This window comes from Vibrio sp. QJM3NY_39 (assembly GCF_057785895.1).
Map to the genome: position 1 here is coordinate 3,055,962 of NZ_CM173505.1, position 26,729 is coordinate 3,082,690.

A 26,729-nucleotide genomic window follows, 5' to 3' on the forward strand; every position below is an offset into this window, starting at 1 on the left:
ATTGGAAACTGTTTTGAGAGTATGTCAGAGCAAATATGAATGCCATAAAAATTACGACTTGAGCGGATAATCGCTGCAATCGAAGTCGATTTATGGTTAGAATTCGCCATCTGAAATTAAAATCGAACGTTTGCTATGAAAATTGGATTATTTTACGGCTCAACCACCTGCTATACCGAAATGGCAGCAGAGAAAATTCGCGGCATTATTGGTGAAGACCTAGTTGATATCCATAACGTGAAAGAAACCCCTCTTTCTTTTATGGCGGACTACGACCTTTTACTACTTGGTATCTCAACGTGGGATTTCGGTGAAATTCAAGAAGACTGGAATGAGTTGTGGGAAGACATCGCAACAACGCCTATGAAAGGCAAGGTTGTGGCTCTGTTTGGTCTAGGTGACCAAGAGGGCTACGGTGAGTGGTTCTTAGATGCGATGGGTCTATTGCATGATGAATTGAAAACCGCAGGCGCTGAGTTTGTCGGCTTCTGGCCAAACGATGACAGCTACGAATTCGAAGCATCTAAAGCATTAACAGAAGACAAGTCTCAGTTTGTTGGTTTGGCTCTGGATGAAGATTCACAGTACGAACTCAGCGACGAACGTATCGCAACTTGGGTTGAACAAGTACTCGTCGAGTACAGCGAAAAGCTATAAGTTCTGCTTCCTTAGAGTTCAGAACTAAGAACTAAGAACTACGAGCTAAGAGTTCAAGGCTAAGAGCTTCAGGCAGAAAGAACATCATCGATTAGATACAAAAAGGCCTCATTACTGCGAAGTAATGAGGCCTTTTCCATTCAACTTTGTATTGAATACAGACTAACGATTTAATCTCAACGGAAGATTAAACGGTCTCTTCAGCCATCTCTTGTTCTGTTGCTTTACCAACAAAGAACATACAGATGATTGCAGCAGCAGTTGGAAGCAACCAACCCATACCAATCTCGAACAATGGCAGCATCTTAAGTGCAGACACATCGACACCCGCTACTTTAGCACCATCAATAAGAGCAAACAGTAGAGACACTAATACAACCACACGGTAAGCGGCTTTTGGATTAGGGAAACGGCTACGCAAGAACGTCAGAGCAACCAACGCGATAGCGACTGGATACAATGCAAACAGTACTGGAACAGACAGAGAAATCAGTTGAGAAAGGCCAACATTCGCTACGGTTGCACAAGCTACACCGTTGATGATTACCCAAGTCTTGTAAGACAAAGGCGTTAGCGAGCTGAAGTAATCAGAACATGCTGAAACAAGGCCAATCGCCGTTGTTAGACATGCCAGTAATACGATCACTGAAAGCACTAGCTGACCTGATGGGCCAAACAACGATTGAACGTAAAGGCTTAAGATAGCGCCGCCATTGTCCGCACCCGCTGCAACTGTTGCACTTGTTGCGCCTAGGAAGAACAAAGAGATGTAAACAAACGCTAGACCAGCCGCGGCAATACAACCTGCGCTGATAAGGTACTTAGTCGTCGCTGCACGATCAGTAATGCCCTTGCTGCGAATCGCATCAACAATCAGCATACCAAACATCAACGAAGCAAACGTATCCATGGTGTTGTAGCCTTCAAGGAAACCTTTGGTCAGTGGCTGAGTAATGTACTCACCGTGAGCCGCAAGAATGTCGCCTTGTGGGTTAACGAACACAGCAACTGCCAGTACAACCAAACCAACAAATAGTGCAGGTGTCAGTACCTTGCCGATTACGTCGATAAGCTTACCTTGCGACCATGAGAAGAACATCGCTACCACAAAGAATGCAATCGAAAAAAGAGTGAGGTGAGCTTGAGAGGCATCGATGAAGAACGGTTTCACCGCCATCTCATAAGCAACAAGGCCGGTACGTGGCGCAGCAAATGCAGGACCGATGATGATAAAGATCAGCACAGCCATGATAGTTGCAGCTCGCTTTGGAAGATCTTTGGTTAGATGACCCCAAGAGCCACCAGCCACTGCAACTGCGACGATAGTGATTAACGGCAGACCAACGGCGGTCAGCAGGAAACCAGACATCGCTGGAAGAAAGTGGTCACCAGCTAATTGGCCAGCAAGAGGTGGGAAGATGATGTTACCCGCACCTAAGAAAAACGCAAAAAGCATAAAGCCCAATGCCATTATATCTGTTAGTTTTAGACTCTGTTTCACAGATAATCCTTAATTATATTTATGAATTTATGTTGTGCTTACGTGAATGTTACAGCAAGAAGCTGCCAATCAATCTATAAAATAGTCGCGCATAATGACGAAACACTTGGCTAGCTGCAAGTCACCACAAAAAAACACCATATAAATTTGCATTTGAGAACCAAAAGCAGTGGATTCCACTAGATATGGAAATATTGCCATAATTATAAACTAACCATAATTAACAACAATGAACTCTCAAATAGAACATTGAGCTATACAATTAATTAACATTAGAGCTAATCACTTAAAATATATCGATATCCAGAACATTCATGAAAGACAAAAAAACCGAAACCAAAAGCTTCAATTTCAAAAAATTCTCTATTTACGGAGGACAAAGTGGCATGCCCGTCAGTACCGATGGCGTGTTACTTGGCGCTTGGGTAAGCCTGCCACAAAGATCATGTGTACTCGATATTGGAACAGGAACAGGTCTGTTGGCCTTGATGGCCGCGCAGCGTTTTGAGGATGCTTCAATCTCTGCGATAGATATTGATCAGCACGCTATTGATGCAGCAACAGTCAATATTGAGCAGTCGCCTTGGCAAGATCGCATCTCCCTTCATCATGGCAGCGTGTTAACCACGGATTTATCGCAACGATTTGATGCGATAATTTGTAATCCACCCTACTTCAACTCTGGAGAGCAGGCACAGCAAAGCCAAAGAGCCACCGCGAGGCACACCAACAGCTTGGATCACCTTGAGCTTGCTCAGCGTTGTTTCGAGATAACGACCGATGCCGCCACAGCCAGTTTTATACTGCCGACGACCGAGGGAGAAGGCTTCATCAAGCTTGCCCAACAATGTGGTTGGTACCTAGCGAAGCGCCTTGATGTAAAAACAACAGACAGAAAACCGGCAATTCGAGTCCTGTTTGAATTGTCTAAAGATCCTGTTTGTGAGCAAGATTTGCAGCGTGAATCGCTTACGATCCATCACGATGGCGGTTATAGCGAGGCATTTATTGCCCTTACTAAAGATTTTTATCTCAAGATGTAGCAAATACCATGTGATCCTAATCACTAATGCTTCTATAATGTCCGACTACTCTTTTTTATCGTCTGCTTTTTGAGGCAGAAACATTTATTGCTTGTGGAGAAACAACAGTGATCAGAACCTTTGCAGAACTCGATCTAAACCAAGAGCTGCTTAAAGCAATTGACGAAATGGGCTACGAACGTCCAACACAGATACAAGCTGAAGCAATCCCGCAAGCGTTAGATGGAAGAGACGTTTTGGCTTCTGCGCCAACAGGTACTGGTAAAACAGCATCATTTGTATTGCCAGCACTGCAATACCTACTGGATTTCCCACGTAAGAAATCTGGCCCTGCACGTATGCTTATCCTGACGCCAACGCGTGAGCTAGCAATGCAGATCACCGAACAAGCACGTGAGCTTGCTAAATACACCAGCCTGAACATCTTTACGATCACGGGCGGTGTGATGTACCAAGAGCACGCTGACATCTTAAGTACAACCCAAGATATCGTGGTGGCAACACCCGGTCGTCTAATGGAGTACATCGAAGGCGAGCGTTTCGATTGTCGTGCGATTGAATGGCTGGTTCTCGATGAAGCCGACCGTATGCTAGACATGGGCTTTGGCCCTGTTGTTGACCGTCTGTCTGCAGAGTGTCGCTGGCGTAAACAAACTTTACTGTTCTCAGCAACGCTAGAAGGTAAAGGCATTGAAGGTTTCACTGAAGATCTACTGAAAAACCCAGCAGAGATCGATGCTAAATCATCACTGCGTGAACGTAAGAAGATCACTCAATGGTATCACCGCGCCGATTCAGCTAAGCACAAGCTTGATATCCTAAAACATATCATCACAGAGCAAGCTGAACGCAGCATCATCTTCTTGAAGACGCGTGATCGCCTAGGCGAGCTACGAGGTCAACTAGAAAGCGCACAGATTCCATGTGTGTGGATCCAAGGTGAAATGCCTCAAGATCGTCGTAACAACGCGATTTCTCGTTTCCGCGATGGTTCTATCAACGTACTGCTGGCAACTGACGTCGCAGCTCGTGGTATCGATCTTCCAGATGTGAGCCACGTTATTAACTACGACATGCCGCGTACAGCAGATGTCTACCTTCACCGTATCGGCCGTACGGCTCGTGCAGGTAAGAAAGGTAACGCGGTTTCTATCATTGAAGCGCACGATCAGCTAATGATTGAACGTGTGGCTCGTTACACTGAAGATGCGATCAAAGAACGCTTCATCGAAGGCATGCGCCCAACGCATAAGAAAGCCGCGGTAACGAAGAAGAAGAAACCGAAGAAAGAAGACAAGAAAGCGGTTGCGAAGCAAAAAATTGCTAAGAAAAAGAAAATCGCTAAGAAAAAGAAAGCCGTTAAGAACAAGTAATCTAACCGCCTTTCAATGATTCAATAAAAAGGTTCATCGCGGCTTTCCGGGGAAAGCCGCTTTTATCTTCAAGAAGAAGTAGTCTGTATCTCGATACCCATACCCCATTCGCTTGATTAACTTTATCTTGTTGTTTATCCCTTCCAGTGTGCAGGTGTTCAACGGATAACTTGCCGATGCGATAATGCCGTGAAGATAAGGACTCAGTTTTCGTGCGAACTCTTTCAATGGCTTAATTCCACTCTCTTGCACTTGTTCCCACCACGTGTCCCAGAGCCCCTTCGCGTGCCCTTCGGATTCACAATACCAAAGCTCTTTGAGTTGGGCTCCGAGTATATAAGTGGTCATTAAGTCCTTATTGATATTCAATATTTCAGTAAGATAGCTATCTTGACGTGTATTTAAGTTGCCTCTATTTTTCAGCAGTACCCACCGTGAGCGCTTCACCCATTGCCTCGCTTTTTTATCTTGCTTGAGTTTGTTGGCTTGGTCGACTCTGACTCTATCCATCACCTCGCGACCGAACTTAGCAACAACATGGAATAAGTCGTAAACGATTTTTGCGTTCGGGCAGTGCGCTTGAACTTCAAGGTCAAAAGCCGTATTCATGTCCATCGCTACTGCTTCGATATTTACCCCATTCTCGCCTAGCTGCTCGAAGAACGGCCGTATGTCCTTGCGGCTGCGGCCTAATCCAACCCAAATGACTTGATGAGTCTTCGCATCAGCGATGACGGTGGCATATCGATGCCCTTTAAAGATGGCGAACTCATCCATCACGAGCTGCTTTAGCTCACCCCATTTCACTGGCGGCACCACTTGTCGAAGTCGGCGTTTATCTATTTCTTTAATGGTGTGCCAATGAACGCCCGTAATTTGGGATATATGCTTAATGGGAAGCAGGGGTAGCAGTTGTTCTATATAGCTTTTTAGGCGCTTTGTTATACGAGCATAAGGCTCTAACCAAGAGAGAGATTCTGTTTTTATGCCGCAGTCACGACACTTAATCCTTCGAGTTTGAACGGAAAGTTCAACAGGCACACCGAGCAACATGGCATCCTTTACGTGACGCCATTGATACTCATGGATAGCCTCGGCCTCAAGACCACAAAGGCATTTAGCCTCAGAGCTAGGTTTAAGAGTCAGGGTAATAAGTGATGCTGTCTGGAGAGACTTTACTATTTGAAAGCCTTCCCAGAATGAAGATAGGAAAGTATGATTCGGCATAGAAACGGTAGTTTGTGTATGATTTTTGTTTGGCGACTAAACCATATCACTTACTACCGTTTTTGTTTTTAGTTCCCGCTAATCCGCGATGAACCATAAAAAAGGCACCTGTATAGGTGCCTTTTGCTATCTGATTTCTTGTCGTGCAGATTAAAGCTTTATATCATCAAGGCTAAAATCGAGACCGAGATTCATCTCTCTGAGCTCTTTCTCAAGCTGTCTACGATCGTTGATAGCCTCGATTTCACGCCATTTACGCTTGAGCGGTTTAGAGCGAGTTTTTTGAGTTGCACGAGGCATTTCTAGTTCTGATAGTTCATCGAATTGAAAGCTATCCATAAGCCATATCTCCTTCCGTGGGAATCGTTCTTACGAACCATTAAATATCATATTTAGGTTCACAATAACCTTGATTTGTTTCTCATTTGTTTCAAATCTATGAAGGTTTTGTTCTGTTTTCTTATGCATGCTCACACATTGTGGGGATTTTTATGTACAAAAAACAAGCAAACAAACCTAAGTAAACGATTAAATTAGGGGTTATGGAATGTTAATTCATTGTGCGAATGGAATGGTATTTTTACTACAATGCATTTAAGTGCGTATTGTGCCGTGCGGTAGAGGGTTCTCATTGCCCTAGAAAAAAATACAGATCTTCACTATACCTTGTAAAACCTAGGCTGACGTCATCTTTATAGGATGTCGTTCTTGTTTTGGAGGTGCCTTGGTTGTTGTTGATATTATGTCCCGATAATGTGACTTTTATTGGGCTGTATTGTTGAAAATTGTGTTAACAAAAGGTGTGTTATTAGTGAAATGTCATTTTAATATAAATGTATTTGCATATTGATTTTTAGGCCGTCTCGCTGCATTATCCGCCCGTCAAAAAATACACTGATACGTAAAATGGATGCATGAAGCGACATTTACAATCTAGATCGCAACAAATAAATATAAATCTAATGCCGACACAACTATTGACACTGGCATAGGTGATCTAGAGGAAGGCTCGGACGCAAGATCGGTGCTTAAACTCAATTACGAGGTTCACGTGACAGACTTAATCAATTTGATGAACGATCTCCTTTGGGGATCTATCTTAGTTTACTTACTCGTTGGTGTGGGTATCTACTTCACTGTACGACTAGGCTTCATTCAATTCCGCCATTTCGGCCACATGTTCTCTGTTCTTAGAAACAGCCGTAAAGCAGACAGTGCTGGTATCTCTTCTTTCCAAGCTCTTTGTACTAGTCTTGCTGCTCGTGTAGGTACAGGTAACATGGCAGGTGTTGCTGTGGCACTAACCGCCGGTGGCCCTGGTGCTATCTTCTGGATGTGGCTAATCGCCATGCTAGGTATGGCAACATCATTTGCTGAAAGCACACTAGCACAGCTATACAAAACGCGTGATAACGACGGTAACTACCGTGGCGGCCCTGCATACTACATGGAGAAAGGCCTAGGTATGCGTTGGATGGGGGTTCTATTCTCTATCTTCCTAATCATCGCATTTGGTCTAGTATTCAACGCGGTTCAAGCGAACGCGATTGCAAGTGCAATGAACACGGCATTCGACTTTGAGCGTGGCTACGTTGGTGTTGGTATCGTAATTATCTCTGCATTCGTTATCTTCGGTGGTATCCGTAAGATTGCCCGCACTGCAGAAATCATTGTTCCAATCATGGCACTGGCTTACTTAGCTATCGCTATCTACGTAATGCTAATGAACATTGAGAAAGTGCCTGAAGTTCTGGCTCTTATCTTCAAGAGTGCATTCGGTCTGCAAGAAGCAGCAGCTGGTGGCCTAGGTTACGCGATCGCACAAGCGATGATTAACGGCATCAAACGTGGTTTGTTCTCGAACGAAGCGGGTATGGGTTCTGCGCCAAACGCAGCAGCTTCTGCTACGCCTTACCCACCGCACCCAGCATCGCAAGGTTATGTGCAAATGCTAGGTGTGTTCATGGACACAATTGTTATCTGTTCTGCAACAGTAGCAATCATCCTGATGTCTGGTGAATATGTACCACACGGTGAAGTCACGGGTATCGAACTCACGCAACGTGCACTAACGGCACAAGTGGGCGAATGGGGTGGCATCTTTGTAGCGGTAGCGATTTTCTTCTTCGCTTTCACTTCAATCATTGCAAACTACTCGTACGCTGAAACAAACCTTATCTTCCTAGAGCACAACAATAAGAAGGGCCTCGTGCTGTTCCGTATCGTTGTACTGGGTATGGTTATGTTCGGTTCTTTGGCGACATTGCCAACGGTATGGGCATTGGCTGACGTATCGATGGGTCTAATGGCGATTGTGAACTTGGTAGCGATCATCTTGCTATCGGGCATCGTGATTAAGCTAGCGAAAGACTACAACCGTCAATTAGACGCGGGTAAAGTACCCACGTTTGATGCGGATGATTTCCCAGAGCTTAAGGCTCAATTGGAAGATGGTATTTGGGTTAACAACAAGAAGAAGTAATCTTGTTGGAGTGATTCATCACTCATCCTAAAATCATTAGAAAGGCTAAGGTTTCGACCTTAGCCTTTTTCTTTGTCTGCGATTTCTATCTGTTTGCAATTTCTATCTGTCTATCAAAGTAATAGGAAGAGTCATAAAGACAAGTTGATGTTTTTTCTATACTCTAGCTGCATCCAGTTAGATAACCGATTAGGGTAAAGTTATGTTAGTTGTCGTTTCTCCAGCCAAGACATTAGATTACGAATCACCATTAGCGACTGAGCGCTTCAGCCAGCCAGAGTTTGTTGAACACTCTGCAGAGCTTATTGAAGAGTGCCGCAAGCTGACACCTGCTGATGTTTCAGCTCTGATGAAGGTAAGCGATAAGATTGCTGGGCTGAACGTAGCGCGCTTTGAGCAATGGAGCGAGACCTTTACCCAAGACAACGCACGCCAAGCAATCCTAGCCTTTAAGGGCGATGTGTACACTGGCCTAGATGCTGAAACACTGTCGGACGATGATTTTGACTACGCACAGAATCACCTGCGCATGCTTTCTGGCTTATATGGGTTATTGAAGCCATTGGATTTGATGCAGCCTTACCGCCTAGAGATGGGCACACGCTTAGCTAATGAGCGTGGCACTAACTTGTACCAGTTCTGGGGCAACATCATCACAGACAAGCTGAATGAAGTGCTAAATGCTCAAGGCGACAATATGTTGATCAACCTAGCATCGAACGAATACTTTAAAGCTGTGAAGCCGAAGAGCCTCGATGGTCAAATCATCACGCCAGTTTTTAAAGACTGTAAGAATGGTCAGTACAAGGTGATCAGTTTTTACGCCAAGAAAGCGCGTGGCATGATGGCTCGCTACATCATTGAGAACAAAATTGATTCCGTTGAAGCGCTGACCAAATTTGATACGGCGGGTTACTACTTCGTTGAAGAAGAGTCGAACGCGAAAGAGCTCGTCTTCAAGCGTGAAGAGCAAAACTAGTAGCTCTTAGTTAATTAGTCACTCTTGGTTAATGAGTTACTCTCGGTTTGAGTCGGTAATTAAAATTAGAGGCCTAGTTATTTAGCCTGATAACAAGCCAGACAATAATAAACCAGACAAAGAAAAGCCCCATGCAGAGAACTGCATGGGGCTTTTTATTGGTTCATCGCGGATTAGCGGGAACTAAAAACAAAAACGGTAGTAAGTGATATGGTTTAGTCGCCAAACAAAAATCATACACAAACTACCGTTTCTATGCCGAATCATACTTTCCTATCTTCATTCTGGGAAGGCTTTCAAATAGTAAAGTCTCTCCAGACAGCATCACTTATTACCCTGACTCTTAAACCTAGCTCTGAGGCTAAATGCCTTTGTGGTCTTGAGGCCGAGGCTATCCATGAGTATCAATGGCGTCACGTAAAGGATGCCATGTTGCTCGGTGTGCCTGTTGAACTTTCCGTTCAAACTCGAAGGATTAAGTGTCGTGACTGCGGCATAAAAACAGAATCTCTCTCTTGGTTAGAGCCTTATGCTCGTATAACAAAGCGCCTAAAAAGCTATATAGAACAACTGCTACCCCTGCTTCCCATTAAGCATATATCCCAAATTACGGGCGTTCATTGGCACACCATTAAAGAAATAGATAAACGCCGACTTCGACAAGTGGTGCCGCCAGTGAAATGGGGTGAGCTAAAGCAGCTCGTGATGGATGAGTTCGCCATCTTTAAAGGGCATCGATATGCCACCGTCATCGCTGATGCGAAGACTCATCAAGTCATTTGGGTTGGATTAGGCCGCAGCCGCAAGGACATACGGCCGTTCTTCGAGCAGCTAGGCGAGAATGGGGTAAATATCGAAGCAGTAGCGATGGACATGAATACGGCTTTTGACCTTGAAGTTCAAGCGCACTGCCCGAACGCAAAAATCGTTTACGACTTATTCCATGTTGTTGCTAAGTTCGGTCGCGAGGTGATGGATAGAGTCAGAGTCGACCAAGCCAACAAACTCAAGCAAGATAAAAAAGCGAGGCAATGGGTGAAGCGCTCACGGTGGGTACTGCTGAAAAATAGAGGCAACTTAAATACACGTCAAGATAGCTATCTTACTGAAATATTGAATATCAATAAGGACTTAATGACCACTTATATACTCGGAGCCCAACTCAAAGAGCTTTGGTATTGTGAATCCGAAGGGCACGCGAAGGGGCTCTGGGACACGTGGTGGGAACAAGTGCAAGAGAGTGGAATTAAGCCATTGAAAGAGTTCGCACGAAAACTGAGTCCTTATCTTCACGGCATTATCGCATCGGCAAGTTATCCGTTGAACACCTGCACACTGGAAGGGATAAACAACAAGATAAAGTTAATCAAGCGAATGGGGTATGGGTATCGAGATACAGACTACTTCTTCTTGAAGATAAAAGCGGCTTTCCCCGGAAAGCCGCGATGAACCTTTTTTATTGTATGAAACCACTCTTCGATTTAGAGCACAATTTGAAAGCGAGCGTCTTAATAGAGAGCGCCTAATAATAGCAGCGTTTCAATACGACAACAGGCTACACGCACTCTTGCTCATTCTGTCGAACACGAGCCGCAAGTTGGCGGTACTGATCGGCAATTGTCTCTCCAAAGACAGGGTCGTCTTCCGGTTGAAGCCATTGAGACTCTACTTCTTGCCAATCTTTGACCGTGAATGCCTTCACAATCATCGGTAACACATGCTTCTCTTCATATTCCATGTGCTTTCGTTGAGCTTTAACAAAGGCTTCAAGCTGTTCAATAAAGACTTGTTGAGGAACAACCGCATCTTGGAGGATCATATCGACCACACCTAAAAAGTCCGCTGTTTTCTCAGAAAGCAATTGATGTTCCAGCTCCAAGTCTTCAATCATTTGCTCGCTGCCATATTGCTTGAGGTAGTAACGATAAATAACGTCTTCTTTCGGGTGATGCACCTTATCTGAATGGTTCATGAGATAATGAACCACCTCTGCGATCAAGCTATAGTTTATTTCTCGCTCTTGTTTTAGATGCTCTAACTTATTGTTGAGTATCGCGAGCAAACGAGCCATATAGCCATGCTCTCGTCTTATCCTTTCAATCATCATAGTATTGCACTCCATTACACCTACTATTTACAAGTGTATACGAAGATACTCATTTATGATTTGACCCTGCTCAGAAAACCACCAACCTACAACTCTGTTGGTAATCGCCAATCTATAGGTTGTTGATCCATAGAAGAAAGTAGCTTGTTGGTTGTTGAGAAATGCTGACAACCAAAGAAGCCACGACGGGCGGATAATGGCGATGGATGAGGAGCGACCAAAACATGATGCTTGTTTTCATCAATAGCTTGGCCTTTCTTTTGGGCATGCGCGCCCCAGAGTAAGAATATGATCGGCTCAGAACGCTGATGTAGCTCAGCAATGATGGCATCGGTAAAGGTTTCCCAACCACACTTAGCATGTGAGTGTGCTTTTGCCTCTTCTACTGTAAGTACCGTATTCAACATTAATACCCCTTGAGATGCCCAAGTGTCGAGGTAACCATGACTCGGGATCTCAAAGCCGTCTATATCTTGTGCGAGTTCTTTGTAGATATTACGTAGAGACGGTGGGATTTTAACGCCAGGCAGCACAGAGAATGCTAAGCCGTGAGCTTGGTTGGCACCGTGATAAGGGTCTTGCCCAAGGATAACCACGCGTACAGACTCAAAAGGCGTCATATCAAAAGCACTGAACACCTGCTCTTGAGGAGGGTAGACGGTTTTCCCACTATTGCGTTGCTGTTCAACAAACGCGAGCACACTCTGAAAGTACTCTTTGTCACGTTCATCATTAATAATGGATTCCCAAGTCTTTGGTGCGCTCATCGTTTTACTTCCCAATCATCAAGGTTTCTAGCGGCTTTCGCCAGACAAAAAAATAGCTGTATCGGCTAACTGTCCTAAATTAGGCTCTAGTTATACCTCATACAGCTATCAATAAACATGATGTGTAGGGTTAACTTGTTGATGAATCATAATAATCAGTTCAAGTTGTGTTTATCTCGATTAACCACTTTTCTGCTGTGTACGATGGTGCCCGTGGTTATGCACGTGACGGTTTGGTGTTGGTAAACGGCGTGCGACAGCAACAGTTGAAGTTTGGGTGATTGAATACATAAAGGCACCTCCTCTAAGACATCGTGAACTACATATTCACTTTAGTACTATGAAAGAAAGGTGCCAATTTTTAGAAATAGACGGAAATAAATTTCCCCCTCTATTATTACGCTTCTTCGCTCACTGCCGTTGCTGAGCGATGGAACATTCTAAGTTGTTGAATTTCATCTTTCCAGATCGTCGAATCAATGGTTTCCAAGATAAGAGGAATACCATTAAAGCGAGAATCCGAGGCAATATACTCAAAACAATCCCAGCCAATCTCGCCTTTTCCTAAAGAATGATGTCGATCGACTCGGCTCGCAAACTCAGCTTTTGAATCATTGATGTGCATTGCTCTTAGATAGTGCATACCCACAATGCGCTCGAACTCAGCAAAAGTATGCTCACACGCTTCTTTTGTTCGTAAGTCATAACCGGCCGTAAACGTATGGCAAGTATCTAAACACACACCGACACGCGACTTATCTTCTACTTGGTCGATGATCTCTGCTAGGTGCTCAAATCTCCAACCCAGATTAGTCCCCTGCCCTGAGGTATTCTCAATCACTGCAATTACATCAGGCACCGCTTGGTGAGCCAAGTTGATAGACTCAGCGATCTTGGCCAAACATTCGCTTTCTGAGATTTTCTTCAAATGACTCCCAGGATGAAAATTCAAAAGCGTGAGTCCTAGTTGATTACAACGCTCCATTTCATCAATAAAAGCCGCACGCGATTTCTCTAGCTTCTCTTCTTCTGGTGCTCCTAGGTTAATAAGGTAGGAGTCATGAGGAAGAATATTCTCAGCACTAAAGCCCAACATCTTACAGTTGGCTTTAAACGCACTAATGGTTTTCGCTTCCAGCGGCTTTGCTGCCCACTGTCTTTGGTTTTTGGTAAACAGCGCAAAAGCATTGGCACCGATCTCTCTTGCGCGCATTGGCGCTTGATCAACACCACCAGCAGCAGACACATGAGCACCAATAAACTTAATATTGGTTTGAGGTTTTGAGGATGAATTATTGTTTGTCATTAAATCACTTTACACTTTCAGAATGCTTAATAAATAAAGGGTCGTATCGTTTGTAGTTCAATAAAAACACAACAAATGTAGTAAACTTACAACAAATAAGACTGTTAAATATTTTTTATACTTTAAAATATTTTGTAATTACTTTGTTTTCAAAGGTTTTATTGATTTACCTCAATATAATCACCTTTGTAAAATTATGGTTTTTGGTTGTTTTTTGACTTAAATCAATGTTAACCTTACAGATATTAGGTATATATTACCCAGCTCAACAAAAATCGAAAGTTAACACCATAATCAAACCACATTCAGTGGACTAGGAGATAGTTATGATCCAAGGTATTCAAATTACTAAAGCAGCAAACGATGACCTACTAAACTCAATCTGGCTACTAGACAACGAAAAGAATGAAGCTCGTTGTGTTGTTGCTACTGCAGGTTTCGAAGCTGACCAAGTTATCTCATCTGCAGACCTAGGCGACTACGAAAGCCGTGAAGTTGCAATCGAAGCAGCACCACGCATCGAAGGCGGTCAACACCTAAACGTTAACGTTCTTAAGCGTGAAACGTTAGAAGATGCAGTTGCTAACCCAGAGAACTACCCACAGCTAACTATCCGTGTATCGGGTTACGCTGTACGTTTCAACTCTCTAACAACTGAACAGCAACGTGACGTTATCGCACGTACGTTCACTGAGTCTCTATAATTTTTAGAGCTTGAATTAGAATACAAAAACGGCGCTCATTGAGCGCCGTTTTTATTTGTTCAACAATACAGATGTACGTTACGGTTGAACTCGACGAAGCACTACTTTTAGCGCTTCAAAATCATTATCAAGATCTTCAGATAACAACTCCATCGCCGCATGTTTTGCTAGCGGGCCTGGCAGTTCAATATCCGTACCTAAAATATCATCAACCACTTCTTTGAATTTCGCTGGGTGTGCAGTACACAAGAACAGACCAGTTTCGTTCTCTTGCAGTTGCTCTTCCAGTAGACGGTAAGCAATCGCACCATGTGGTTCACATAGGTAACCCTGTGCTTTTAGATCACGTACTGACTCAGCACTTTGCTCGTCAGATACCTTACCTTTACCTAGTGTATCTAAGCCCCAACCTTTCAGTTGGCAAAGCTCTTCAATACGAGGCCAGTTGTTTGGTTGGCTCACGTCCATCGCGTTTGATGTTGTTGCTACCGTTGGCTTTGGATCCCATTGCCCTGTTTCTAGGTAACGAGGAACCGTGTCATTTTCGTTGGTTGCAGCAATGAAACGCTTCACAGGTAGGCCTAGTGCTTTAGCAAGTAGACCTGCTGTAAGGTTACCAAAGTTACCACTTGGTACTGAGATAACAAGGTTCTCACGTTGCTCTTTAGTCAGCTGAGAAGCCGCCTCAAAGTAGTAACAGATCTGAGCCATTAAACGGCTGATGTTGATAGAGTTTGCCGAGTTAAGGCCAATCTCTTTACGCAGCTCAGCATCGTCAAATGCATCTTTCACTAGCGCCTGACACGCATCAAAGTCTCCATCGATCGCCACAGTATGGATGTTCTTACCTAGCGTACAAAACAGCTTCTCTTGCAGTGGGCTGATCTTGCCTTTCGGGTAAAGGATCACAACATTGATGTCTTCCATACCGTAGAAAGCGTGCGCAACCGCCGCACCAGTATCACCTGATGTTGCCGTTAAAATAGTGATTTGACCACCATCTGAAACAGCTGCTAAAGATTGAGCCATAAAGCGGCCACCAAAATCTTTAAACGCGAGTGTTGGGCCGTGGAAAAGCTCAAGCGCGTAAACACCATCTTTTACTTGCTTGATAGGTGCAGGGAACTGGAACGCCGCATCTACCAATTGAGCAACCTGTTCTTTTGGTAGCTCATCGCCGATTAAAGCCGAAAGAATCTTTGAACTACGAGGGACAAAGTCCTCTGCTAGCAGCGCATCGATATCATCAAACTTTGGCAGTTCAGATGGGAAAAATAGACCTTGATTGCGGCCTAGACCTTGACGAACGGCTTGGCCAAAAGAGACTTGCTCGTCATTTTCTTTGATGTTGTACAGCTTCATAACTCACTTCCTGTAACGATCGAACCTTGCTTATCTAAGCGACAAACGTGGACGAATCCTTCTTCGTTTTGTACGTAATTTTGTTCTAACCAGCGTGCAACACGCTCGGCGACATCTTGTTCTTTGCAAATGCTAAATAGAGTTGGACCACTACCGGAGATCCCAGTAGCAAGCGCTCCAGCTGAGGTTGCGTATTTACGCGCATCAGCAAACCCTGGAAGCAGTTTCTCACGATATGGTTCAGCAATCACGTCTTTGATCATCTTCGCTGCTAGCTCTGGCTGACCAGAGTGGCAAGCATGGATGAAACCCGCTAAATGGCGACCATGAGCAATGACATCTTGGCGACGATATTGAGAAGGTAGAATCTCGCGAGCTTCTGCCGTTGAAACCTTAATGCCCGGATATGCCATTACCCAGTACCAGTCATCAAAACATGGCACTTCTTGACTAATGATACCTAACTCTTCCAGCATTAATTGCACACCACCAAGGTAACAGGGTGCAACGTTATCGTAGTGGATGCCACCTGAAATTTTACCTTCCATTTCGCCCATCAGAGCAAGCAGTTCAGTTTCATTCAGTGGCTGACCATGAAAACGGTTTAAAGCATCCAGTGCCGCAACAATTGAACAAGCACTTGAACCTAAACCAGAACCAATAGGCATGTTCTTTTCTAGTGTCATTTCCAAAGGCTTAACCGCAACGCCTTTTTTATCAAGCTCTCTAGAGAACACAACCCAGCAGTCGTAGACAATGTTTTCTTTGGTTTCAGTTGGCAGCTTAGAAACAAAACTGCCTGCTGTTTTTAGTGAGAATGATTCATCACCTGCTTTAACCATAACTCGGTCACCGAGCAGCGTGCCATCCACTGGAGACACAGCTGCCCCCAGCACATCAAACCCTACACTGACATTGCCGATTGATGCAGGTGCATAAACAACAACATCCATATCACTTGAACTCATTCCTAAACTCCTAATTTCCAACCAAGAGTACGCATCACATCAGAGAATACGCCTGCTGCTGTAACTTCAGTACCCGCACCGTAGCCACGTAATACTAGAGGGATCGGTTGGTAGTAACGGCTGTAGAATGCTAATGCGTTCTCGCCATCTTTAATCTTGAACATTGGGTCGTCGCCATCAACAGCTGCAATACGAACTTTACACTTACCATCGGCGATTTCACCCACATAACGAAGTACTTTGCCTCCTTCTGCTGCGATCGCTGACTGTTCTTGGAAGTAAGCATCCGCTTCTGGCAAGCGAGCCATAAACTCTTCAACCGTGCCTGAATCATCAAAACCCGGTGGCAATGCTTGGTCAACTTCAACATCTTCAAGCTCAAGTGCCATGCCCGCTTCTCGAGCGAGAATAAGCAGTTTACGCGCCACATCCATACCCGATAAATCATCACGAGGATCCGGTTCAGTAAAGCCGTTATCTTTTGCAATATTGGTTGCTTGACTGAGTGTCATACCTTCATCAAGCTTACCGAAGATGTAAGACAGTGAACCAGAAAGAATGCCGTTGAATTTCTCAAGTTCATCACCCGCAGAGATTAGGTTCTGTAGGTTTTCGATGACCGGTAGACCTGCGCCTACTGTTGTCTCGTACATCAACTTACGACGTGAATTACGTGCAACTTCACGAAGCTGATGGTAGTAAGCCATGCTCGCTGTATTTGCTTTCTTATTTGGTGTTACCACGTGGAAACCAGCCGCTAGGAAATCAGCGTATTGCGCCGCAATGCCTTCGCTAGACGTACAGTCAACCAATACTGGATTGATAATGTGGTTACGTTGAACAAGTGCATTTAAGCGCGCTAAGCTAAACTCTTCTGTCGCGCTCGACATGCGATCACGCCACTGCTCTAGCGGCAGACCATCGCTATCTAGCAACAAGCCTTTACTGTTTGCTAAACCACATACGCGAATCACGATGCCTTTTTCAGCCAGTTTGCCTTGTTGACGTTGGATCTGGTCAACAAGCTCACCACCAACACCACCAACACCAACAACGAATACGTCAAGGAAGTGCTTTGAGTTAAATAGGTTCTCGTGACACGCTTTGATCGCTTCAGAGATTTTGTCTTCAGGAATAACCGCAGAGATCGCACGCTCAGAAGAACCTTGCGCGATAGCAACGATGTTGACGTTTACTTCAGCTAAAGAAGAGAAGAACTGAGAAGCAACGCCACGTGAAGTACGCATACCGTCACCCACCAGCGTCACAATCGCAACATCATCCATGAACTCAACAGGCTCTAATAGGCCATCTTTAAGTTCAAGTTCAAACGCGTCTGACAGCACTTGCTTCGCTTTCACTTTGTCAGCCGATTCAATACAGAAGCTGATGCTGTACTCTGAAGAAGATTGAGTAATAAGGACGATAGAAACGCCTGCAGAAGACATCGCGCCAAACACACGACTCGCCATGCCTACCATGCCCTTCATACCTGGGCCAGATACGTTAACCATGGTTAGGTCACTTAGCGTAGTGATACCTTTGATCGCTAGGTTATCTTCGCCAGTGTCTTGGCCAATCAAAGTGCCTGCACCCTGTGGGTTAAAGCTGTTTTTGATTAGGCAAGGAATATGGAATTGCGCGATAGGAGCGATAGTCTTCGGATGTAGAACCGAAGCGCCGAAGTAAGAAAGCTCCATCGCTTCTTGATAGCTTAACGATTTAAGCAGACGAGCATCATCCACTAAACGCGGGTCACAGTTGTAAACACCATCGACATCTGTCCAGATCTCACAACAATCAGCGCGTAGACATGCCGCTAGAACCGCTGCTGAGTAATCAGAGCCATTGCGACCAAGCGTTACTAACTCACCTTTTTCATTACCAGCCGTAAAGCCCGGCATAATGTTTACGTGACCTTGTGGAAGCGGTGATTGACGGAAGTTCTGAGTTGAAACATCCACATCGACCATCGCTTCAAGGTGGTCACCTTTAGCGTATAGGTATTGAACTGGGTCAATCAGGCTTGCCGGTTGGCCTTTCGCTTCAAGTACCGCTTTCATCAACTGGATTGAAATTCGCTCACCTTTACTGATGATGCGAGCATTTACGTGATTTGGGCACATACCCAGTAGGTTAATACCATTCACGAACTGCTTAAGTTGAGCAAGAGAGGTATCGACCTGCTCTTGAAATGCAGAGCCATCGACTGACGGCAATACCGCTTGAATCTCTGTAAACAATGCAGCGAATGATGATTCGATCTCGGTGATCTGTACGTCTGCTTCACCATTTTTTAGTGCTGCTTCAATAACAGCAACCAGCTTATTGGTTGTTTTTCCTGGAGCCGATAGTACAACGGCTAGCTCTTCTTGCTGGGCATTATTAGCGATGATATCTGCTGCTCGTAAAAAACGATCTGCATCAGCTAATGATGAACCTCCAAACTTTAAAACGCGCATCCCTTTCTCCATAAGTCATAAAAATGGTACAAAAAAAGGCCTGTATCTTGTTGGATACAGGCCTTTTTTTTAAAATCCGTTACTTAGCAGCCTGCCCCAACAATGTGAATGTCGGTAATAATAATGGTGGTGGTCATTACTAGGTGGCTTACGTGCTGCATATCAAATTCTCTGCTTGTGCTTTACTCTACGTGTATCAATTTTTAGCACTACACGTCAATGAAAAGTTGATTTTTTTTTACATTCACACCATTTTTCAGAGCAAACCGCCATTTCAGGGATAAAACAGCGGTTATAAGCCTACAATTCAAAGGTTGGGTTTGATATCAGAACAACAAAGTTAACCCATTGCATATATAGCCATAACAAAATGCTATATCGATTGTGCAGCGAACGTACAAATCTTGTGCTTTAATTGAACGATAACGTTCGAAGAACAATAATAATGACATCAGGAGTGGGAAATGAAGAGATTACTTATTCTTTTAGCCTTTGCTATGCCTGTTGTTTGTTCAGCGAGCAGCCTACCTCTGTTAAACAATTTGCCTTTGCTACCCAGTCAAATCGATCGTTCTGCCCATAAGTTTTTTATCTCAACACAAAATGCATCAAGTGAAAGCTTTGACACTTGGAAAGTCGATAGTGGCTATTCTTACAGTCTGTTTGCTGATGTAGATCTTTATGTTGGTACACGTATTAATAGTGATTTACTAAAATATGAGAGTGGATTCTTGAGTGGTGTCAGCTATCAATTCTCAGAGAGAGTCTCTTTCAACAGTTCTCTGCACACTTATAAAGATGAAACCGAGGACAGTGAAAAGTCAGTCGCTGCTGAGGTTTCAAGCCGAGTACAACTGACCGACAATCTAGATTTGCATGCCACCCTTGATTATGAAGAGTGGCAGCAAGGTGTTGAAGTGGGATTAGGATTTCGTTTCTAATCTATCTCATTTCGTGATTGATAAGCCCGTTAAGATTCAATCAACAATTCCGTTGAAATTAGCACACCATTCCAATCAGCATATATATAGTCACCAGGCTGAATCAGTTGATTGTGTACCGTGAGCGTGACATTAACTTGCCCAACACCGTGCTTCTCGGTTTTAAATGGTGATGCCCCAAGCGCTTGAATACCAAGATCCATCTGCGCCATCATCGCTACATCACGAACCGCACCATTCACAATCACGCCTTCCCAACCGTTTTCTATAGCTAGAATCGCCAATTGATCACCAAGCAGTGCTTTCTGACACGAGCCATTACCGTCTACGACGAGCACTTTGCCACTTCCGTCAGTCTCTAAAACCTCGCGAACCTTGGAATTATCGTGATAACAACGAACTGTTACAATTTTTCCCCAGAATGCGCCACGTTGACCGAAGTTCTGCAATGGCATGTTCAGTTGGGTGACTTTGCTTTCAAACTCGTCACACAAATCAGGTGTTATATCGTGCATATATCCTCCGTGAGTAAGGCGTTGCCGTCTAATGCGGGTGTGCCTCTATGCTTTTATATGTTGTTAGAATTAATCCTTTGTTTTCATTGTTCTATGCTCAATTTAATATTGAATTAGAGTTGATTGCGCATATTTATCTACTAGACTCTAAGGACAGCTTTCAGCTTCCTTGGTTCAAAATCTGGTCTTTAGCAAGCGAGATGTGAGAACTATCTCGAATAATCATTCTAGTTTTGCTGCTAAATAATCACCATAACATTGGTCAAGTTGTAGCCATACTATTAAAGTTTGTTGCGATACGGCAATTGATGTAAATCAACAAAGTGAATGGAATTAACATTCTCGCGTTGTTAGCATGCTGTTAACATTATAGAATCCACAGCAATCACTAACAGAATGATTGAAAGGCGTACTGGATCTACGTTATTGGGCAATACTTCAAGGAAGGCAGATAGCTGGAAGTAAGTGTTTTTTTGAAAACTTTAAGTTATCATCAAAAATACATTACCTGTATGTTATGTTTTTGCCTAGAATTTATTCTATTAGCACAGTTTCGTCACAAATTTAGGTACCGCCAAATGCAAACCCCGCAGATTCTTATCGTTGAAGATGAGCAAGTAACTCGTAACACTCTAAAGAGTATTTTTGAAGCAGAGGGATATGCTGTTTTTGAGGCTAGCGACGGTGAAGAGATGCACCAAGTGCTATCTGACAACCAAGTTAACCTTGTAATTATGGACATCAACCTTCCTGGTAAGAATGGCCTACTACTTGCGCGTGAACTACGTGAGCAAGCAAATGTAGCGCTTATGTTCTTAACGGGTCGTGATAATGAAGTTGATAAGATCCTTGGCCTAGAGATCGGCGCTGATGACTACATCACTAAGCCTTTCAACCCTCGTGAACTGACTATTCGTGCACGTAACCTTCTTAACCGTTCAATGAGCACAAGCTCTGTTCAAGAAGAAAAGCGTAGCGTTGAGAAGTACGAGTTCAATGGTTGGGTACTAGACATCAACAGTCGTTCTCTGGTTAGCCCAGATGGCGAAGGCTACAAGCTACCTCGTTCAGAGTTCCGTGCTCTACTTCACTTCTGTGAGAACCCAGGTAAGATCCAAACACGTGCAGACCTTCTTAAGAAGATGACTGGCCGTGAGCTTAAGCCACACGATCGTACTGTAGACGTAACAATCCGTCGTATTCGTAAACACTTTGAGTCTGTTTCTGGTACGCCAGAAATCATCGCAACGATTCACGGTGAAGGCTACCGCTTTTGTGGTGACCTAGAAGACTAATTCGATTCGCGCTTCGGGCCGTTTAGTTCTTGTAGTCGGTTAGCTGTTCTAAACCGATAGCACTTCTAAACCGTTAGTACTTATAAACTGATAGTACTTGTAAACCAATAGTACTTCTAACAGTCGAAGCGTAATCAATAGTGATTAAAAAGGGAGAATGCCAATGCATTCTCCCTTTTTTATTGTTCATTGATCGCTAAGGTTTTAGTAAACCGTATCAACCTTAACGTCTTTCTCGACGAGCCACTTCACGGTTTCGCCGTCTTTGAGTTCAATCGCAACATCAACAGGTTTGTCACTATCGATCTCTAGCTGCCATACAAAAGCGACTTCCCACTGAGTTTCACTGTGTGTTCTTAAATCAAGATCGTCAGCTGTTACCAACAAGGTATCCGCACCCTGTTTAACCGTCACACTCTCAACCGCAAGCGTTGCTGGTAGTTGTGAGTCAGACTCTAGGTAGATAGAACCATGCAGAGTCTTATCTTGAGCCTCTCCAATCGTAGGCATCTTGTTGTGCCACAGGTTGCTTTTCATTGTGACTGTCGCTGCAGATATTTCTACTTGGTTATCCTGCTGCCACTCTACTTGTGGTGCAGAACAACCCGCTAATGCCACGACACATGCGGCGAATGCTAATTTTTTCATTATTCTTCTACCTTTGATTTAACCAACTCTTTAATACTTCAATGTCATTCTGGTATTCGTTATTTATTTCATCAACCCAATCTGAAATGTTCTCCCACCACGCAGGCATATCTGGAGATTGAGCTTTCTGAGCAACTTGCTGTATGCGCTTCAGACCAATTGAACCTGCCGCACCTTTAATCTTATGCGCTTCAGAAACGATGCTGTCTTGATCTTTCGCCACCATGTTGGAATTCAATATTTCCATATATTCCGGCATCATATCTTCAAACATCACGATGCTGTCCAAAACCGGTTTCGACCCGACAATGTCAACATAAGACTCTAGCATATCAATATCAAGCAAAGTAGTATCAATCGTTGAAAGAGCAGGCTTACTCGCTGTTACTTTTTTAACACCTACTACTTTCTCAGCACCGGTTACTTTCTTAACACCTGTTATTTTTTCAACACTGGTTACTTTTTCAACATCCTTTGCTGTATCAATACCCTTGGCTTTCTCAATAACCTCTGGCGCATCCTCGATAAGATCGCTGATGACATCCTGGATTGCACGAACCGACAGTGGTTTACTGATCGCTTCGTCCATGCCTTTCTGGAAGTATTCTTGCTTGTTGTTTAATACGTTTGCGGTTAATGCCACCAAAGGCGGCAGCTTGCTGTATTTCTCGCGGTAGTATTGAGCAATATCGAAGCCTGTCATATCTGGTAACTGGATATCCAGTAATACCAAGTCATAATCTTTCGGGTTGAAAACGATTTGCGCCTCTTTACCCGTCATTACGACTGTCACTTCATGACCAAGGCTTTCAAGTAGAGAGCGAGCTACTGTGATATTAAGCTCAATATCTTCGACCATGAAGATCTTGAGGTTGGACTGCTTTCTTGGCGTTTTGATCAGAGCCTGAGTATCGTGATTAACAGGCACTCGAATCGAAACTGTAAAGGTACTACCAAAGCCCTCTTCACTGGTGACTTCAATGTGACCATCCATCATATTGATCAGCTGTTGAGACACGGCAAGACCAATTCCGGTACCGACAGCGTGTAGATTATCTGTTCCCGACTTCACCTGGTAGTACATCGCGAAGATCTTCTCAATTTCACTTTCAGGAATACCAATTCCGGTGTCTTCTACTTCCATGGTGATGTTGGCAAAGTCGCCATCAACTTCAGCGCTGACTGTCATCACCACACCACCATCTTTGGTGAACTTCATGGCATTACTAACAAGGTTCCACAACACCTGTCTAAGACGAGTACCATCCACTTCGACCGCAGCAGGAAGATCCGATAACCTTTCAAGATCAAACCTTAACCCTTTTTGCTCTGCCATTAACGCAGAAATACTCTCGATCTCGACAACGAAATCTTCAAAGTTGAGCGGAGTTGGGAATAACTCAAGTTTACGACGATCAAATTTGTCCATATCGATAATATCGTTAAAGATATTACCCAATGTCACCGCGCTCACCTTGATGGTTTGCATCTGCTTGCGCTGCTCGGTCGTCAGTTGGCTATCCAACAACATACGACTCAAACCGATGATGCCATTGAGCGGCGTTCTTAACTCGTGGCTAATGGTTGAGATAAAGGTGGTCTTATCACGACTGGCTTTCTCCAGTGACTCTTGGTGCTCTTTACGCTCAGTAATATCACGGCCAAAACCGACCAAGCCCAAGTGACGACCTTCTTTACTGTAGAAAGGCACCTTACGCAGTTCGAAGTAGCTCTTACGACCATCAGGGTATTCCAACCATTGGTCATAAGTCAGCGCTTGGTTGTCAGCAAATACCTTCTTATCGGTTTCAACAACTTGTTGAGCGATCTCTTTGCTATACACATCCCAAGGCGTTAAGCCAACGAGATCTTTTTCTGTCTTGCCAGTAAGCTCTTCAACTGCACGGTTACAACCAGAAAACACACCATCTTCATTGCGATAGTAAATAAGATCAGGAGAGGCATCAATAAATGAGCGTAGCAGTGCCGTACGCTCTGCAAGTTCAAGCTGAGTTCGCTCACGCTGGAACACCTCATTTTCGAGATCGTGCATTGCTTCTGCACGCGCTTCTTCCGCTTTTTCACGCTCTTCAATTTCTTGATTAAGCTTCTCGATATTGAGTTGCAGTTTATTGTTGAGCTCTTGATCTCGCTCTCGCATGTCACCAAGCTTAGAGACCAATTTCGCCAACCTTTGACGAGACTCTTCCAGCTGATCAACGACCACTGATAGGAAATAAACCGCCCAAGGCGTGATCACTAAACCGAAGAAAACCGAACGGACAATGTCGATATCATCAACATTACCTTTGAGTGCGAGGGTAATACCCACTTGCACAACAACTGCGAGGGCTACAAGCGCTAAGGCGAGTAAGATAGAAAAGCGGACAATCCCCAGTTTTACGAGTAGATCCACGTAATACTGAGCGAGATTTTTCATGGGTTTCATTTAACGCTCCATGCGATAAGACTAGCAATATTCTACCCTGTTTAAAGAGAGGAGGTAAGCTAGCTACATCACACGCAGCAAGAGAGCTACAGTTATATTGTTTAAAACAGATAAGTGGGATAAATAGAGGGGCAGCAAGAGATAAATGTGCTTATCGAATTGAGGAAGGATGCACCATAGAACGGTTTCGACCGTCAGATTTAGCTTGATACAACGCACTGTCAGCCAAGGCAACCGCCGAATCCATTTCATCATCAGGTGTCGGAATGTAAGAGATAATACCAATACTCACCGTGATGAATTCAGAGACATTCGATTTCTCATGCGCCAGTTCCAATTTAAGGATCCCGTCATGGATACGCTGTGCCACCAGCTGAGCACCCTCAGCCGTGGTATTAGGTAGAATAAAGCCGAACTCTTCACCACCGTAACGAGCCACACAATCCGATGAACGGTTCAGCACCTGCTTAAATGCCTGAGAGACTTGGATCAGAGCATCATCACCTTGTTGATGCCCGTAAAAATCGTTGTAACCTTTAAAGAAATCGATGTCACACAGCATAATCGTCAGTGGCAATTTCTCACGCACATGATAATGCCACAGCGTCGAAAGCTGCTCATCAAAGCGACGGCGGTTGGAAACCTGAGTCAAGCTGTCCATAAAGCTAAGACGCTCAAGCTCAAGGTTGGCTTCTTCAAGTTTCTGCTCCGCAAGGTAACGTTCTGTAATATCACGCGCCATGATCAATACACCATTAGTGCTTGATGCCAGATCTCTAAACGGTGATTTCACCACATCATACCAAGTGTATTCGCCATCACTAGAGACGACCTTATCGATATAGCGTAATGACTTACCTTGATGAAGCACTTGGTGGTCGGTGTCTGAAATACGCATATACATACTATTAGGCACCACATCTTGCAGGCGCTTACCGACCAAATCACTCACTTCCGAGATACCCAGCGCTGCCACAAATGGCTTATTACACGCTTGGTAAACCATATTTTCGTTGAAGATACCAATCGAGTCAGGGCTCGCTTCCAAGATGTTTTGGAGGATGGTGTCACGTTGGGCGAGCGCGACTTCGGTATCTTTTCGCTTTTCCATTTCGCCGCGCAACTTTTGCTGCATGTCGTGCCAATCGGTCACATCATGGCTAATTGAGAGCGTGCCTATGGTTGATCCATCTTGCGAGAGCAAGACACTTTGGTAGGTTTCAAGCAAGCAACCCTTACCGTCTTGATCCGTTGTCCACGAACGTTCACTGACTCGACCTTTTAAAGCCCCGCCAGAAACACTCAAAGTGCCCTCTTCTGAGCGACCATGCCAAAACTTTTTAAACGAGCGATTACTCGTCACCAACTCACCCTTTTGATCTTTTACATAAATCAGCTCAGATAAAGAATCCAAAGCGGTACGCGCGACATTAAGCTCACGAACTTCTTGGGACACCTCTTCATCTGTATTTTTATACGGTGATGCGTGAATCATCCACGCTTTCTTACTTCTAAAACGGATCCTGCGACCAACCAAATTGATCTTAAAGGACTCAAATTCAGACAGCGCCCACAGTGAGACCTGCTCAAATGATCGAGAGTTGATGTGATTGGTTAAGTAATGACGAAAGCTATTCTCGCTTTCAACGGTAGGGAATCGAAAGTTAACGCCAATTTGGCGAATACCAAGCAGCTGCATAGCTTGGCGATTGGCATATAAGATCTCTCCACTTCGAACATCAACAAAGTAGAGTGGCGATGGAGTAGCGAGTAGAAGTTTTTCAAGATGCGACTGATAACGTGAATAAAGATGCCAGCAGATGAGAGCAATCAGCAATACAACAACGATATAAATACCGTAGCCATACGCCCTGTCCCACAACCAAGTCATTACCAGTTCCATTTACTCTCAATCTATACCATAAAATCTGTGAGGGAAATGT

Annotated in this window: 23 protein-coding genes and 1 other annotated feature; of the genes, 10 read left to right on the forward strand and 13 right to left on the reverse strand. The window is 44.2% G+C overall.

The genetic code is table 11. The features are described 5' to 3' along the window. Positions 1–135 precede the first annotated feature (135 nt). A complete protein-coding gene (gene fldB / locus AC3CHU_RS13600) occupies positions 136–657 on the forward strand; it encodes a flavodoxin FldB (protein ID WP_004735008.1) in 522 nt (173 codons plus the stop codon). Between the two features lie 187 nt (positions 658–844). On the opposite strand, the gene brnQ is transcribed toward fldB, so the two are convergent. After that, entirely contained in the window at positions 845–2,158 is a 1,314-nt protein-coding gene (gene brnQ, locus AC3CHU_RS13605) for a branched-chain amino acid transport system II carrier protein (protein WP_017077715.1), read from the reverse strand. A 314-nt stretch (positions 2,159–2,472) separates the two neighbouring features. Between brnQ and AC3CHU_RS13610 the strand changes: the two genes are divergently transcribed. Both AC3CHU_RS13610 and srmB read left to right on the forward strand, forming a co-directional pair. After that, entirely contained in the window at positions 2,473–3,201 is a 729-nt protein-coding gene (locus AC3CHU_RS13610; RefSeq protein ID WP_488524738.1) for a tRNA1(Val) (adenine(37)-N6)-methyltransferase, read from the forward strand. Positions 3,202–3,308: 107 nt separating this feature from the next. Continuing rightward, positions 3,309–4,574, forward strand: a complete 1,266-nt coding sequence (gene srmB, locus AC3CHU_RS13615; RefSeq protein ID WP_054547801.1) for an ATP-dependent RNA helicase SrmB — start codon at positions 3,309–3,311, stop codon at positions 4,572–4,574. Between the two features lie 33 nt (positions 4,575–4,607). Here srmB and AC3CHU_RS13620 read toward each other — a convergent pair whose 3' ends face one another. Both AC3CHU_RS13620 and AC3CHU_RS13625 read right to left on the reverse strand, forming a co-directional pair. Continuing rightward, the gene (locus AC3CHU_RS13620; protein WP_488524348.1) at positions 4,608–5,801 is read right to left on the reverse strand and encodes an ISL3 family transposase; all 1,194 of its coding nucleotides are present in this window, start codon (positions 5,799–5,801) and stop codon (positions 4,608–4,610) included. Positions 5,802–5,951: 150 nt separating this feature from the next. Then, positions 5,952–6,140, reverse strand: coding sequence for a DUF3545 family protein (locus AC3CHU_RS13625; protein ID WP_004735002.1), 189 nt, complete (start codon positions 6,138–6,140; stop codon positions 5,952–5,954). Positions 6,141–6,852: 712 nt separating this feature from the next. Here AC3CHU_RS13625 and AC3CHU_RS13630 point away from each other — a divergent pair. The 3 genes from AC3CHU_RS13630 (at position 6,853) to AC3CHU_RS13640 (ending at position 10,711) form a co-directional block, all read left to right on the forward strand. Then, positions 6,853–8,283 (forward strand): alanine/glycine:cation symporter family protein, encoded by a 1,431-nt coding sequence (locus AC3CHU_RS13630; RefSeq protein ID WP_017084788.1) that lies wholly within the window; start codon positions 6,853–6,855, stop codon positions 8,281–8,283. A gap of 202 nt (positions 8,284–8,485) precedes the next feature. Then, positions 8,486–9,262 (forward strand): peroxide stress protein YaaA, encoded by a 777-nt coding sequence (gene yaaA / locus AC3CHU_RS13635; protein WP_488524739.1) that lies wholly within the window; start codon positions 8,486–8,488, stop codon positions 9,260–9,262. 255 nt (positions 9,263–9,517) lie between these two features. Further along, entirely contained in the window at positions 9,518–10,711 is a 1,194-nt protein-coding gene (locus tag AC3CHU_RS13640) for an ISL3 family transposase (protein WP_488524348.1), read from the forward strand. 106 nt (positions 10,712–10,817) lie between these two features. On the opposite strand, the gene AC3CHU_RS13645 is transcribed toward AC3CHU_RS13640, so the two are convergent. From AC3CHU_RS13645 to nfo, 3 genes are all read right to left on the reverse strand, one after another. After that, positions 10,818–11,369: a hemerythrin domain-containing protein gene (locus AC3CHU_RS13645; protein WP_054547802.1), complete on the reverse strand. Its 552-nt coding sequence runs from the start codon at positions 11,367–11,369 to the stop codon at positions 10,818–10,820. Positions 11,370–11,455: 86 nt separating this feature from the next. After that, positions 11,456–12,136 (reverse strand): uracil-DNA glycosylase, encoded by a 681-nt coding sequence (gene ung / locus AC3CHU_RS13650; protein WP_488524740.1) that lies wholly within the window; start codon positions 12,134–12,136, stop codon positions 11,456–11,458. 397 nt (positions 12,137–12,533) lie between these two features. Continuing rightward, entirely contained in the window at positions 12,534–13,442 is a 909-nt protein-coding gene (gene nfo, locus AC3CHU_RS13655) for a deoxyribonuclease IV (RefSeq protein ID WP_488524741.1), read from the reverse strand. 326 nt (positions 13,443–13,768) lie between these two features. Here nfo and grcA point away from each other — a divergent pair, with 326 nt between their 5' ends. Beyond that, on the forward strand, positions 13,769–14,146 hold the full coding sequence (gene grcA / locus AC3CHU_RS13660) for an autonomous glycyl radical cofactor GrcA (RefSeq protein ID WP_488524742.1): 378 nt from the start codon (positions 13,769–13,771) through the stop codon (positions 14,144–14,146). A 78-nt stretch (positions 14,147–14,224) separates the two neighbouring features. Here the strand turns inward: grcA and thrC are convergent, their stop codons facing one another. From thrC to thrA, 3 genes are read right to left on the reverse strand one after another with little or no spacing between them, the layout of a single operon-like run. Next, positions 14,225–15,508 (reverse strand): threonine synthase, encoded by a 1,284-nt coding sequence (thrC, locus tag AC3CHU_RS13665; protein WP_004734997.1) that lies wholly within the window; start codon positions 15,506–15,508, stop codon positions 14,225–14,227. Continuing rightward, positions 15,505–16,461 carry a homoserine kinase gene (gene thrB, locus AC3CHU_RS13670; RefSeq protein ID WP_004734996.1) on the reverse strand — a complete coding sequence of 319 codons (957 nt, stop codon included), beginning with the start codon at positions 16,459–16,461 and terminating at the stop codon, positions 15,505–15,507. Before thrB ends, thrC begins: the two co-directional genes overlap by 4 nt. Before the next feature lie 17 nt (positions 16,462–16,478). Further along, positions 16,479–18,938, reverse strand: coding sequence for a bifunctional aspartate kinase/homoserine dehydrogenase I (gene thrA / locus AC3CHU_RS13675; protein ID WP_488524743.1), 2,460 nt, complete (start codon positions 18,936–18,938; stop codon positions 16,479–16,481). 29 nt (positions 18,939–18,967) lie between these two features. Further along, positions 18,968–19,086 (reverse strand) — a sequence feature (Thr leader region). A 316-nt stretch (positions 19,087–19,402) separates the two neighbouring features. Here thrA and AC3CHU_RS13680 point away from each other — a divergent pair. Further along, a complete protein-coding gene (locus AC3CHU_RS13680; protein ID WP_488524744.1) occupies positions 19,403–19,879 on the forward strand; it encodes a ribonuclease regulator in 477 nt (158 codons plus the stop codon). 29 nt (positions 19,880–19,908) lie between these two features. Here AC3CHU_RS13680 and AC3CHU_RS13685 read toward each other — a convergent pair whose 3' ends face one another. Then, positions 19,909–20,394 (reverse strand): putative 4-hydroxy-4-methyl-2-oxoglutarate aldolase, encoded by a 486-nt coding sequence (locus AC3CHU_RS13685; RefSeq protein WP_004734993.1) that lies wholly within the window; start codon positions 20,392–20,394, stop codon positions 19,909–19,911. A gap of 47 nt (positions 20,395–20,441) precedes the next feature. On the opposite strand from AC3CHU_RS13685, the gene AC3CHU_RS13690 reads away from it, so the two are divergent. Both AC3CHU_RS13690 and arcA read left to right on the forward strand, forming a co-directional pair. Then, the gene (locus tag AC3CHU_RS13690) at positions 20,442–20,600 is read left to right on the forward strand and encodes a hypothetical protein (protein ID WP_004734992.1); all 159 of its coding nucleotides are present in this window, start codon (positions 20,442–20,444) and stop codon (positions 20,598–20,600) included. 372 nt (positions 20,601–20,972) lie between these two features. Then, positions 20,973–21,689 (forward strand): two-component system response regulator ArcA, encoded by a 717-nt coding sequence (arcA, locus tag AC3CHU_RS13695; protein WP_004741534.1) that lies wholly within the window; start codon positions 20,973–20,975, stop codon positions 21,687–21,689. Between the two features lie 204 nt (positions 21,690–21,893). Here arcA and AC3CHU_RS13700 read toward each other — a convergent pair whose 3' ends face one another. The 3 genes from AC3CHU_RS13700 to AC3CHU_RS13710 form a co-directional block, all read right to left on the reverse strand. Further along, positions 21,894–22,337, reverse strand: a complete 444-nt coding sequence (locus AC3CHU_RS13700; RefSeq protein WP_004734990.1) for a hypothetical protein — start codon at positions 22,335–22,337, stop codon at positions 21,894–21,896. Between the two features lie 7 nt (positions 22,338–22,344). Beyond that, positions 22,345–24,786, reverse strand: coding sequence for an aerobic respiration two-component sensor histidine kinase ArcB (gene arcB, locus AC3CHU_RS13705; RefSeq protein WP_171328941.1), 2,442 nt, complete (start codon positions 24,784–24,786; stop codon positions 22,345–22,347). A 151-nt stretch (positions 24,787–24,937) separates the two neighbouring features. Beyond that, entirely contained in the window at positions 24,938–26,689 is a 1,752-nt protein-coding gene (locus AC3CHU_RS13710; protein WP_017077703.1) for a sensor domain-containing diguanylate cyclase, read from the reverse strand. Between the last annotated feature and the right edge of the window lie 40 nt (positions 26,690–26,729).